At 34.5% G+C, this 13,141-nt stretch carries 12 protein-coding genes; 2 read left to right on the top strand and 10 right to left on the bottom strand.

Features of this window, described 5'->3' with window-relative positions; all coding sequences use genetic code 11:
• Positions 1–77 precede the first annotated feature (77 nt).
• The 3 genes from tkt to D2K60_RS15250 all read right to left on the bottom strand — a co-directional run bounded on the left by tkt (position 78) and on the right by D2K60_RS15250 (position 3,158).
• Entirely contained in the window at positions 78–2,084 is a 2,007-nt protein-coding gene (tkt, locus tag D2K60_RS15260) for a transketolase (RefSeq protein ID WP_117169573.1), read from the bottom strand.
• Between the two features lie 106 nt (positions 2,085–2,190).
• The gene (locus D2K60_RS15255; protein ID WP_117169574.1) at positions 2,191–2,415 is read right to left on the bottom strand and encodes a DUF896 domain-containing protein; all 225 of its coding nucleotides are present in this window, start codon (positions 2,413–2,415) and stop codon (positions 2,191–2,193) included.
• A 77-nt stretch (positions 2,416–2,492) separates the two neighbouring features.
• Entirely contained in the window at positions 2,493–3,158 is a 666-nt protein-coding gene (locus tag D2K60_RS15250; RefSeq protein WP_117169575.1) for a YneB family resolvase-like protein, read from the bottom strand.
• A gap of 293 nt (positions 3,159–3,451) precedes the next feature.
• Here D2K60_RS15250 and lexA point away from each other — a divergent pair, with 293 nt between their 5' ends.
• Positions 3,452–4,084, top strand: a complete 633-nt coding sequence (gene lexA / locus D2K60_RS15245; RefSeq protein ID WP_117169576.1) for a transcriptional repressor LexA — start codon at positions 3,452–3,454, stop codon at positions 4,082–4,084.
• A 41-nt stretch (positions 4,085–4,125) separates the two neighbouring features.
• On the opposite strand, the gene D2K60_RS15240 is transcribed toward lexA, so the two are convergent.
• A complete protein-coding gene (locus tag D2K60_RS15240) occupies positions 4,126–4,935 on the bottom strand; it encodes an N-acetylmuramoyl-L-alanine amidase (RefSeq protein ID WP_117169577.1) in 810 nt (269 codons plus the stop codon).
• 155 nt (positions 4,936–5,090) lie between these two features.
• On the opposite strand from D2K60_RS15240, the gene D2K60_RS15235 reads away from it, so the two are divergent.
• Positions 5,091–5,270: a hypothetical protein gene (locus D2K60_RS15235; RefSeq protein WP_117169578.1), complete on the top strand. Its 180-nt coding sequence runs from the start codon at positions 5,091–5,093 to the stop codon at positions 5,268–5,270.
• A 146-nt stretch (positions 5,271–5,416) separates the two neighbouring features.
• On the opposite strand, the gene D2K60_RS15230 is transcribed toward D2K60_RS15235, so the two are convergent.
• The 6 genes from D2K60_RS15230 to mmsA all read right to left on the bottom strand — a co-directional run bounded on the left by D2K60_RS15230 (position 5,417) and on the right by mmsA (position 13,111).
• Positions 5,417–7,993, bottom strand: coding sequence for a YfhO family protein (locus tag D2K60_RS15230; RefSeq protein ID WP_117169579.1), 2,577 nt, complete (start codon positions 7,991–7,993; stop codon positions 5,417–5,419).
• A 12-nt stretch (positions 7,994–8,005) separates the two neighbouring features.
• Entirely contained in the window at positions 8,006–8,380 is a 375-nt protein-coding gene (locus tag D2K60_RS15225) for a GtrA family protein (RefSeq protein ID WP_117169580.1), read from the bottom strand.
• Positions 8,367–9,320, bottom strand: coding sequence for a glycosyltransferase family 2 protein (locus D2K60_RS15220; RefSeq protein WP_117169581.1), 954 nt, complete (start codon positions 9,318–9,320; stop codon positions 8,367–8,369). Before D2K60_RS15220 ends, D2K60_RS15225 begins: the two co-directional genes overlap by 14 nt.
• Positions 9,321–9,499: 179 nt before the next feature.
• Positions 9,500–10,267 (bottom strand): PRC-barrel domain-containing protein, encoded by a 768-nt coding sequence (locus D2K60_RS15215; RefSeq protein WP_275896253.1) that lies wholly within the window; start codon positions 10,265–10,267, stop codon positions 9,500–9,502.
• Positions 10,268–10,410: 143 nt separating this feature from the next.
• Positions 10,411–11,577: a multiple monosaccharide ABC transporter permease gene (gene mmsB / locus D2K60_RS15210; RefSeq protein ID WP_117169583.1), complete on the bottom strand. Its 1,167-nt coding sequence runs from the start codon at positions 11,575–11,577 to the stop codon at positions 10,411–10,413.
• Positions 11,561–13,111: a multiple monosaccharide ABC transporter ATP-binding protein gene (gene mmsA / locus D2K60_RS15205; protein ID WP_117169584.1), complete on the bottom strand. Its 1,551-nt coding sequence runs from the start codon at positions 13,109–13,111 to the stop codon at positions 11,561–11,563. The genes mmsB and mmsA overlap by 17 nt, the downstream gene beginning before the upstream one ends.
• Positions 13,112–13,141: the final 30 nt, after the last annotated feature.

The following is a 13,141-nucleotide window of genomic DNA, read 5'->3' as shown; positions in this document are numbered from 1 at the left end:
GAGAAAAAATAATAAGCTTTTGTCAAATACAAAAAATTCCTCACCTTATTATGAAATAAAGTGAGGAATTAGTTAAATTACGCTTTAATCATCGCTTCAAATCTCTTAACTACATTGTCAACAGTGAAACCATACTCTTTCATGATCTTGTCACCATTAGCAGATGCACCAAATGTATCAATTGCTAATATGTCACCTTCATCACCTGTATAACGATCCCAGCCGAATGGTGAAGCCATTTCAATTGCTAGACGCTTCTTAACAGTAGATGGTAAGACTTGTTCTTTATATGCTTTATCTTGTTTATTAAAACGATCCCAAGATGGCATACTTACAACACTTACATCATAACCTTTTTCTTTTAATTCAGCTTGTGCTTTCACTGCTAATTGAACTTCAGAACCAGTAGCAAGCAATAGTGCGTCAGGTGTTGCTTTCGTTGCAGCACTTACTACATAAGCACCTTTTTTCACACCTTCATACGCATTATCTTTTGTATCTGGTAATGTTGGAAGGTTCTGTCTTGTTAGAACAAGCATTGTTGGCACCTTTTTAGACTCTAAAGCTAGACGCCACGCTGCTTGTACTTCGTTAGCATCACCAGGACGAATAACAGAAAGGTTTGGCATTGCTCTAAATGCAGCAAGTTGTTCAACAGGTTCGTGTGTTGGACCATCTTCCCCAACTGCAATTGAATCGTGTGTTAATACATATGTGACAGGTAATTCTTGAATAGCAGATAAACGTACAGCAGGACGTAAATAGTCACTGAATACAAAGAATGTGCCACCAAATACTTTTAACCCACCATGTAATGCCATACCATTTAAAGCTGCAGCCATCGCAAATTCACGTACACCAAACCAAATGTTACGACCTGAATAATTATTTTTCGAGAAATCTTCTTCACCATTAATTTTTGTTTTATTTGAACCTGCTAAGTCAGCACTTCCACCGAAGAAATATGGTACTGCTTCCGCTACTGCATTTAAAACTTCACCTGATGAAGCTCTAGTTGCAAGTGTATGTTCGCCTGCTTCATATACTGGAAGATCTTTTGCCCAATCAGATGGTAGGTCACCTTTGATTGCTTCTTCAAGTTCCTTAGCAACCTCTGGATATGCTTTTTTATAATCTGAAAATACCTTGTTCCACTCTGATTCTGTCTTTTTACCACGTGTAACAATTTTCTCTTCGAAATCTTGATATACTTCTTCAGGTACGAAGAAATCTTCATGACTCCAGTCATAAAATTCTTTTGTTAATTTAATTTCATCAGCACCTAATGGGGCACCGTGTGAGGCAGAAGATGCGGATTTATTTGGCGAACCATATCCAATAACAGTCTTCACTTCAATTAAAGTAGGTTGATCTAGATTAGTTTTCGCCTTTTTGATCGCTTCCCGAATAGAGGCAACATCATTACCATCTTCTACGCGAATTACTTCCCAACCATATGCTTTAAAGCGGTCTTCTACATTTTCTGAAAATGCTTGGTCTAACTCACCGTCTAATGAAATGTCATTGGAATCATATAGCGCAATAAGTTTACCTAAACCTAAGTGGCCGGCTAATGATGCTGTCTCATGTGAAACACCTTCCATTAGGTCGCCATCACTTACAAGTGCATAAGTAAAGTGATCAACTACTTTAAAATTATCTCTATTGTATTTAGCAGCTAGGTGCTCTTCAGCCATTGCCATACCAACTGACATAGCAACACCTTGCCCTAATGGTCCAGTGGTTGCTTCAATTCCGTCTGTATGTGTTACTTCAGGATGACCTGGTGTAATTGAACCCCACTGACGAAATCCTTTTAGATCTTCAATTGACACTTTGTAACCTGATAAATGTAATAACGAGTACAAGAGCATAGAACCGTGTCCAGCTGATAGTACAAATCTATCTCGGTTAAACCAACTTGAATTTTTCGGATTATGGTCCATAAAGTCAGTCCATAGTGTATATGCCATTGGCGCTGCCCCCATTGGTAATCCTGGGTGCCCAGAGTTAGCATTTTCAATTGCATCGATCGATAATGTGCGAATCGTATTAATAGAACGTTGTTCCGTTTGATTTGACATACTTTGTATCCCCTTTCGAAAATTATGAAAATATGTACGTACAATTAATATCCTATAATGAAAACGGATAATAAACAAGTACTATCTTCAAGAATATTCAATTATTTTAGTTTTCTTTTCTTAGATTTTTCACTTTTTCTGGTGTAACATCATCCCCATTAGGGTCAATGATCTTCATGCCTTTGAATTCATTTTTAAAAGATTGTCGTACATTTTTTAAATACTCTTGTCTCAATTTCTGCTGTTCTTCTTTTTCTTTGGTTGTTAAACCATCTTGTTTAGCTTTTTTAGCCAGCAAGTTAATACGATCTAATTTATCTTTTGCTAACATCCTTCTTCTCCTTTACCTATAGAGTTTTCTGAAAAACAGAAAAGACAAGTATCCTCTAAAAAGGATTCCTTGTCTTTTCATTCTATATGAAAGGGATGCTCGGATTCAAGCGATACATATTCTTGATAACGACGATGTACTGTAGCTTTGGATACCGGAAACCCTAATCCTCGAAGTGTTGTGGCTATTTCAGCAAAAGTTAATTGATTATCTCGTAAACGCTTTACCTCTTCAATTGGGAATTCAATTCGAGTTCGGCCAGTCGCATGATCACGGTTACTAAGGTTTTTAGAGGGATCATAACCATTTTCAATTGCCTTTTTCATCCCTCGTTTTATTTTAATGTTATGAATTTTCCGTTGGTACTCTTCGACAACTCCTACAATCTGCAAGACCATTGAATCCGATTCAGATAATTCTAATTCTCCTTGATTGGATAACGCATAAATTTTCACATCTAACTTGGAAAATTGATGAAATAAGGCAATTTTAGTATTACCTCTTCCTAGTCTTGTCTCATCTTGAATTAATAGACAATCTACTTTTTCAGTTGTACATTTTTCTAATATAGTTAATATCCCGTCCCGTTCAATCTCATATCCACTTTGCTTTTCTTCTATAACACTAATAACTTCCATTTTTTCTTTTTCTGCCAACTCTATTAATTCTTGTTTTTGTCTATGTAAAGATGAAGATTGTTCTTCTTTTTCCGTACTTACCCGACAGTATATAATTGCTCGCATAATAACTACCCTTCTTTTTAAATTGATGGATTTAACTAGAGACTAAACCCATATACATAAATCCTAACGTAAGAATAAACGAAACGAAATAGAATAAATCCACCATTGTGATATTAGTAATTTTATTAAACATTTTGTTTCCCCCTTTGTGATTAAGAACGATTGTTCGTACCTATATTTTTATTATAACCGAACAATTGTTCTTGTCAAGTCTTTTTCAGAACTTATGTTTGTCTTTTTGAGATAAACATGCTATACTTTCACTATTAAAATATGTACGGAGGTGCATCATTATGACGAAAATATCTAAACGTCAACAAGCAATCTTAGATTATATTAAAGATGAAGTAGCAGCAAAAGGATATCCACCTTCAGTAAGAGAAATTGGCGGAGCTGTTGGTCTAGCATCAAGTTCCACCGTACATGGGCATCTTGCTCGACTAGAGAAAAAAGGATACATACGTCGAGATCCAACGAAACCTAGAGCAATAGAAGTTCTTCATGCCGCTGATGACTCTAGTATTCCTAAAGGAGAAGTTACGTTTGCACCTGTTATAGGTAAAGTTACGGCTGGTATCCCTATTACAGCTGTTGAGAACATTGAAGAATATATTCCATTACCTTTAACTCTTACGCATGGAGATGCAACTGACCAGTCCATATTTGTACTTGTAATTGAAGGCGAAAGCATGATAGAAGCAGGTATATTAGACGGTGACATGGTCATAGTAAAACAACAACAAACAGCTCAGAACGGAGAAATTGTTGTTGCGATGACCGATGAAAATGAAGCTACAGTTAAACGCTTTTTTAAAGAAAAGGATCATATTCGTCTGCAACCTGAAAATGCAACAATGGAACCACTTATTTATGATAATGTATCCATTTTAGGTAGAGTAATAGGCTTATATAGAAATATCCAATAACAATAAAAGAAATCTCCACTAATATATAGTGGAGATTTCTTTTATCCGTTGAACGTGCTAATAAAGGAATTGAAACCTAATTTATTTAATTCATTTACACGTTCTTCTGCATTCGCTCTGTTTTGAAATGACCCTACAATTACGCGGTAATATGTTTCCCCTTGGTCTTTAAATACAGCTATAAAACTACTGTAACCATGCCTGTTTAAAACATACCTACGTTGCTTTGCGTTTTTCTCCGATTGAAAAGAACCTGCAACAACACGATAAAACGACGATGTATCAGGTTCTGCTGCACTTGAATCTTCTTTTAATTTAAAAGCCTTTGCAATACCAGATGCATGTCCTCGTGCTACTTCTTCAATCCATTGTGGTGTTTTCATTTCCTCAGCATCTGTATCATTATCAATAAAGCCATTTTCCGTCAACATTGCTGGCATCGCTGTTTCTCTTAGAACATGAAAATTCGCTTCTTTCTTACCTCGATCACGCCAGCCAACCGTTTCAACAATTTCATTGTGAATAGCAGACCGTAATCGCTCTGTTTCAGATCTTGAGGCAAACTTGCCATTCCATATATAGCTTTCAAAGCCTACACCACCACCGGCATTAATATGAATGGAAAGATAGTAATCTGCATCCCAATTATTCGCATTATTTGTTCGATTCGTTAAGGAAACTGTTTGATCTGTTGTTCTAGAAAGACGTGTAGTAACATCTTGATAAGAATTTTTCAATATCTGTTCTAGTTTTAAAGCAATATTTAATGTTACATCCTTTTCTACTAACCCGTTACTACTTGCACCTGGATCATTTCCACCATGTCCAGGATCAATAAAAATTTTCGGCATTTGTCAAACCTCCTTCACTACCTTTATATGACGTACAAAGGTTTTACGTGTGGACTGGTTTTCCAGCAAGAGTATTAAATTTATTCACGCTTGTCTCTTGCTACGTAATTGGATGTAATATGATAGAATATTAGAAAAGGTGAGGGTGGTATATAATGGATAGAGTGAAAATCCATCCATTGATATTATTAAGTCTTTTTATCAATGTAATTGCAATCGGAATGTTTGCTTATGAAAATTATAACGAAAATAATTTAGGTTATACTGGAACATTTATTGTTCTTACAATTTACGGACTAGTAAGAAACAGCAAAATATACCGTATCAGGAAATAAATGAAATTTATGCTTCTTTTATTCGCTGAACAGCACTGAAATAGCTGTTCTTTGGAGATGCCACTTCGTATCTTATGCGCCCAATAAAATTTATATATAAGATTACCCTAAAATATTCCCCGGGTAACCGCAAAATCCGACTTTTCCTATTTCCCGATCTTTCTTTTGCAAATCACTATGGATAACAGGACACTGAAAATTGATAAAATCAACGATGTCTTAAAATATGGTGGATAATATATTAGCTCTATCTCATTCTTCCCTTTATCTATTGGAAACCCAATAAATGCATAGTTAACCTTTTCTATTGCCTGTTTTTTATTATTAACTTTAAGATGCCATCCTTTTTCAAACGGAATTGGTAGCATCATGTAATGATCTTTATATTCATTCTGATAGGTTATTGTTATTCTATTATCTTCCCAATTTAACGCACTACTATTTAACGCCCTATTTTTTAGGAATTCCAAACGGGTATAATTTACTTGATATAGTTCTAGATCTTTAAGGCTATACTTTCCTTTTGGTAATCTAATCCGAATAGTATCCGTGCTATCTACTCGTATAGTTAATGTATCGTCATATGTTTTGTAGATCGATTGATTGGATTTTCGAGCTGTTTGATAATCATTTACTTTTAACGTAAATCCCTGATCAAGCGCAAGGTTTTCTAAGTGAAATTGAACATATAGCTCTTTAGCTTCAGACTGTAATGTATCTATTTTTATATCCATCCCCCCATTATCGTCAGTGACGGTTAACGTATTATTAACATAGGACGCACCAACCATTGTGCGTTTCGTTAGATCGATAATATTTTTCGCTTCTGCTATTTTTGCATTTGTTCGCTTTGTGTTCGGTACAATTACTCCTTCCAACATCGCATATTCTTTACTTAAATCAGACACATGTGCAACATCTTTTTCCGTAAAAAGTTTTTTAGTTGTTCGAATAAACGGTAATACATGCATGTTTTCAAACACAGTATAGTTCTTTGATTCAAGTATTTTAGTGAACCCATATGGTACACGCTCCTCCTTTTCCTTTTCCCTTATCATGTACTTTCCTTGAAATAAACTATATAAGTTCGCACGATTACCAAACGTTGCATATCTACTAACACTCTCCCTACCTGTGTCTACATTTAGATGATTCAAATAAAAATCGATCAAGTGTTCGTTCAATATACTTCCGTACACACTTAATCCATTAAAGTCTTGCACAATAGGGGTATTGTTCAGTCTGCCTACTTTCCAGTCGATACGGTATAGGGAATCAGAGTCTTTATCTTTAATTTGTTGTAAGAGATCTCGTTGTTCTTTGCCGTTATATTTTTCACTCAATAAATAATTTTTCGTAGATTTACTAACTTCCCCTGCTTTTGAAAGTCCGTATTGGAAACTATTAGCAAAAATGATTACAAGTAATAATAAACCGACACACATAGAAAAATGTGCACTTTTTGTTTGTTTTATTAACGTATTAACAAGTAATAATATAGTAATCAAAACCATCGTAAAAATAGCCAATGTAAGGACAGAAAAGTTACGTAGGTCATCAGTTAATATAGCAATACTAAGATAAAGAATAAACACTATTACACTTGATAAAATCAATTCTCTTTTTTTTATTCGTTTTATGTGTTGTAAACCAACTGATATGGTTCCTGCGATAGTAAAGGAAATCAAGTACTCCCATCGGGATTGTGGTGCAGAGAAACCGTTAAATGCACTTGCAATAAGTGGGCTAAAATGAAGAATGATTAAAAAACTGCTAATAATGGAAAACAGTCTAAATGTACGGACCTTGAAGAGAGAAAAACTGAACAAAAAAATTAAAAATACTGTAGGTAAAATAATATAACGACTATCAAATAAAATATTATCCCAGCTAAAGATAGGTACTGATTTCTGATATGCTGGTCGATAGTTATGTAAATAGCCATAAACAGCAGGTATAAAAGCTACTGCACTAATCCCGAACCCTAAAATACCTGACCAAATAAAAAGCTTACAATAGTTCCATTTATCTGCTTTATCCTCCAATGGAAGAAACGAACGAAAGATAATATACAAGACAATAAAAATTAAATTGACGTAAGCAAAGTAAAAGTTATTAATTAACGTTACAGCTATTGCAAAAATGAGCCAATTTGGTCTTTTCTCACGGAAAATTTTTTCAACTCCGAGTACGAGTAGTGGAATCCAGATCATTGCATCGGCAAAAAACTCCCAATATGTCACATGACGGAAGTAAATAGGAGCTAATCCATAAAAACAGGCACCTGTGAATGCTGGTAACCACTCACTTTTCATATAACGGAAGACATTGCTTGTAATAAAAACAATTAAGGTTAAGCGAGCGATACTTACAAATACCGTAGCATTTGCCCAAAACAGCACATCAGCAGGTCCAATAACATGGAACGACTGTAGAAAAAAAACAAAAATTGCTGTTAGAATAAATAAAAACGATGTCGAGAAATAAAATGCTAATTGGCTGTATGTTCCTCCACCCAAACCAAATTGATAGGAATAAAAGAAATCTCCATTTTTATATTGCTCGTACAACAGCGCTTTAAAGGTGACCATCTGCTGTAACCCATCATTTGGCCCAACCATATAGCTATCTAGCGACCATTCTCTCAAAAAAAACAAATGACCTAATGTAGCAACGCCAAGACTGCTTAATAAGAGATAGAGGCATTTTCTTTTGTTCTGCATATGTATTCCCCATTATTTTCTTAAAATTTTACCTGTTACAAAAAATGTAATAGGAACAGTGAAGAGCATTGAAACAATCGGTGCCACCGAACTATCTAATACAAAATACTCAACGAATATATATATGACGATCGAGGAAATGATTATATTTAAAAATTGCGTAATCGGAAATTTGATAAACTTCACTATAGTCGGCTTGACTTGAAACGTAAAATAGGAGCTCAAAAAGAATGAAATAATTAAACTTAAACTAAATCCCAAGACATGTGAAATCATATAATTAATTTCCCAGAACGCATGTATGATTAAATAAATCAGATAGTAATTACACGTATTAATGATGCCCACGATGATGAATCTTATAAATTCTAGGCTACGTATCCTCATGATTTTCTCCCGTATTAATATTTGTTTCTTGTATTAAGTAATGTGGGCGATGTTTTGTTTCATAATAAATCCTACCAATATACTCTCCAATAACGCCAAGACAAAGTAACTGAATACCACCTAAAAAAAGAACAGCTGATATTAAAGTGAAATACCCTGGTTCCGTAATTCCATTCCTAATAATAAAAACGAAATTAATAAATATATAAATAAGAGAAAATAACAATAAAATTGCTCCTGAATAAAAGCAAATTCTGAGTGGTCTATTGTTAAAAGAAATAATTCCATCAATTCCATAATTTAATAACGCAGATAGCGACCATTTCGATTTACCATTTTTACGTATGATATTATCATAATAAATTGTTTTTTGACTTAGACCGATCCATGAAAATAAACCTTTTGAAAAACGATTGCCTTCATTTAATAAAAGAAGTGCCTCAACAGCTTTTCTACTTAATAATCTAAAGTCTCCTACCCCATTTTTTATTTCAACATCAACAATTTTGTTAACGAGGCAATAATAGAGCGACGAAAAACAGGCGCGGAGAGGCTTTTCGCCTTTCCGATTACGCTGTGCTATAACTTGATGATACCCTTCTTCATACCCTTGAATAAACGGTTTTATCAAGTTACATGGGTGCTGTAAATCAGCGTCCATAACAATAACCGCTTCACCTGTAACATGCTGAAAGCCAGCTAGTAGTGCAACTTCTTTACCAAAATTCCTTGTGAAAGAAATATATTTAACATTAGAATTAATTGATTCTAACTGTTTAATCCGTTTTATCGTATCATCCGTACTTCCGTCATTAATAAATAGAATTTCAAAGTCATAATCAATGTCGGAACATTCATTCGTTATCGCATTATATATTAATTCAATATTGTTGGACTCATTATAAGAAGGAATAACGATAGAGATAAGGCGGGGTTTCATACATACACCTACTTCTATTGATTGGTAACAGTGATTGAACCATTCACTATTTATACGCCTAGTATGAACAGTAATGTCATAATTATTAGAAGAGTTTACAAGAGGTTCCGATGTAGGCAATAAAAATAGGGACTATCTGTAAAGTAACCTTCCATGATAGTCCCTAGATTCACATTTATTTAAATTGAATTTCTGTTTTTTCCTAAAGCAGAATAGAGTTTGTCCTCATATTCTTTCGTTATATGTGCATGGATATCATAATCCGTAACATTTTTCGCTTTTACACTATCAACTTCAACATAGATATTTTTATCCTGCCATTGTACATCATTTATCCAATCGGTAGCTACTAAAATATAGTTTGCTGCTAAGAATTTACTTGTTTCCACTACTAAATAGTTAATTTTCCAATTCGAATCGTCAATGATAACATCAAAAACATATCCTATTTTGCCACCAATACCTTCTACTGTATAACCTGTTAATTCACCTCTTACTTCATTAACACTTCTTAAATAATTGTTATCTTCTTGAGAAGTTGCATTTTTGCTTTGTATCATTTTTTGTTTATCTGCAAGACCTAGTGCTGCTGGTGTAGGAAAACCGCTCCATGGGCCTGTTCCACTCCAATAAATTGGAATTTCATAATATCCAGCTAAATCGATTTCGTACTGTTTAGAAATTGGTTCATTTTCTTTTTTATGTGGTGCGCTTTTAACAGTTTCCTTTGAAGTTAATACATTTACCGCCTTGTTTTCTGAATCTACTTTATCTAATGAAATAGGTGATAACAATACTTTTTTACTTGGAAGCCATTTACTTGTATCAACAACTAAGTAACGGACTGTCCAGTATTTATCGTCAAAATAGATATCTTTTACATGCCCTAATTGATCATCAGTTGCCTGGATGTTATATTTTTTTAATGTTGTTGCTAAATAATAAATAGTTAGCCTCCTCAGCTAGAAATCTTTTACTTATACTTTTAATTACCTGTTTACTAGAAATTCAAACATTTTAACACCATTTTCATTTCGTAATAGCAAAGAAACATCACGAAATGAAATCTCGTGATGTTTCTTTTACTTGCTTATTTTCCAGCCCTATTTTTATTATAAACGTCAAATCCTACTGCAAGTAAAAGTACCATCCCTTTAATCGCCTGTTGCCAATCAATACCAATACCGATTAGCGACATTCCATTATTCATCACACCCATAACAAGACCACCAACGATTGCACCAATAATGGTACCGACTCCACCAGACATCGACGCACCACCGATAAACACGGACGCTATTGCATCTAGTTCTAACATGTTACCTGCTGCAGGTGTAGCAGAATCTAATCGAGATGCAAACATTAACCCGGCTAATGCCGCAATAACACCATTGTTTACAAATACCCAAAACACAACACCTTTTGTTTTAATACCGGATAAATCTGCTGCTTTTTTATTTCCCCCTGTTGCATAAATCCTTCTACCCATTACTGTGTTATTCATAATAAAGGTATAGACAACAATAAGTAGGATAACAATTATCAATACCATTGGAATACCTTTATTCAAAGCAAGTTGATAAGCAAACCAGTTAATTACGGAAACTAATAAAACAAGCTTTGTAACGCTAATCCACAACGGAACAACTTCGAAACTGTATTGCCGCTGTGTTTTACGATCTTTAATTTCTAAATATACTAGAATAAGAGACAGAATGACAGATAAAATCATCGTCAGTATATGGAAATTACCTGATCCAAAAATATCTGGTAGAAAACCACCACTAAGGAAGCCGAATGAATCAGGAAATGGTGCAAGTGACTGCCCATCTAATAAATATAAGGTTAATCCTCGGAAAATCAACATTCCAGCCAACGTAACAATGAAAGATGGTATTCCTATATACGCAATCCAAAAACCTTGCCAAACACCTATTAAAGCACCTACAATTATTGATAAAATTATTGCTAGCCATACTGGTACATTATTATTAATCATCAATACCCCGGCAATAGCACCAACAAAAGCAACCACAGAACCAACGGATAAATCAATATTTCCAGTAATAATAACTAATACCATACCGACAGCTAATACTAAAATAAACCCATTTTGTAGAATTAAGTTCGTTAAATTTAATGGATTAAACGTAATCCCATCTGTCAGCACCCAAAATAATGCTGTAATAAATACAAGTGCAATAATCATTCCATATTGCCGAATATTATTGCGAAATAAATTAATTAACGTCTGCACGATTAGCACCTCCAAATCCGGTCATATGACGCATGATACTTTCTTGGTCCGCATCCACGCGATCTAGCTCCGCACTAATACGTCCTTCATTCATTACATAAATACGATCTGAGAGTCCAAGTACCTCTGGAAGCTCAGAGGAGATCATTATTACACCCATTCCTTCCGCTGCTAATTCATTAATCTGTGAATATATCTCAAACTTAGCGCCAACATCAATTCCACGTGTAGGCTCATCCAATATTAAGATGTCTGGTTCTGTGAAGATCCATTTACTTAATACGACTTTTTGTTGATTTCCACCACTTAAGTTACCAGTGACTTGTTCCAGTGAAGGTGTTTTAATATTTAATTTCTCACGTAATAATTGTGCTTCTTTAATTTCCATATTCTCATCAATAATAGAATGATGCGAAACCCGTTTAAGATTAGACAATGTAATATTTCTTTTGATATCTTCAATTAAGTTTAATCCGTAAGTTTTTCGATCTTCCGAAACATACGCAATACCATTTGCAATTGCTTCACTCACTGAATTTGCTTTTATTTCTTGCCCGTTCTTAAATAACGAACCTGTTATTTTCTTGCCGTATGACTTGCCAAAAATACTCATCGCTAACTCTGTTCTGCCTGCACCCATTAAACCTGCTACTCCAACAACTTCTCCTCGACGAAGATGAATATTCACATCTTCAAGTACTTTACGATCACGTTGCTGTGGATGATAGACATTCCAATTTTTAACTTCGAAAATTGTTTCACCAATAGCAGCTGTTCTTAATGGAAAACGACTAGTTAATTCACGACCTACCATGCCTTTAATAATACGATCCTCTGAAATATTTTTATCATTGCTCTTAATTGTTTCAATGGTTTGACCATCACGTAAGATGGTAATCGAATCCGATATAGAAGAGACTTCATTTAACTTATGCGAAATAAGAATAGAAGTAATCCCTTGTTTTTTAAGTTCATTTAGCAACTTCAACAGGTTCGCACTATCTGTTTCATTTAACGCTGCTGTTGGTTCATCTAAAATTAGCAATTTTACATTTTTTGATAATGCCTTCGCTATTTCCACAAGTTGCTGTTTTCCAACACCGATATTCATGACAGCTGTCTCTGGTGAATCTTTTAATCCTACTTGTTCAAGTAAATTTTTAGCTTTTGAATATGTTTCTTTCCAATCCATGATCTTACGATTGTGCCTCTCATTACCTAAGAAAATATTCTCTGCTATAGAAAGAAATGGACTTAATGCTAACTCTTGATGGATGATAACAATACCTACTTTTTCACTTTGCTTAATATCTTTAAAATGGCACTCTTTTTCATCGAAATAGATGCCGCCCTCATAGGATCCGTTTGGATAGACACCACTTAATACTTTCATTAAAGTTGATTTCCCTGCACCATTTTCCCCAACCAATGCGTGGATTTCTCCCTTTTCTACTTTTAAATTGACATTATCTAGTGCTTTAACACCAGGGAATGTTTTCGTTATGTTACGCATTTCCAAAATATAATCCGACATACCCTCGCCACCTTCTCTAATTAAAGAAAT

It is taken from the genome of Paraliobacillus sediminis (assembly GCF_003426055.1).
The sequence above is the reverse complement of the archived record's forward strand: the minus strand, read 5'-3'. Positions and strand labels throughout refer to the sequence as shown.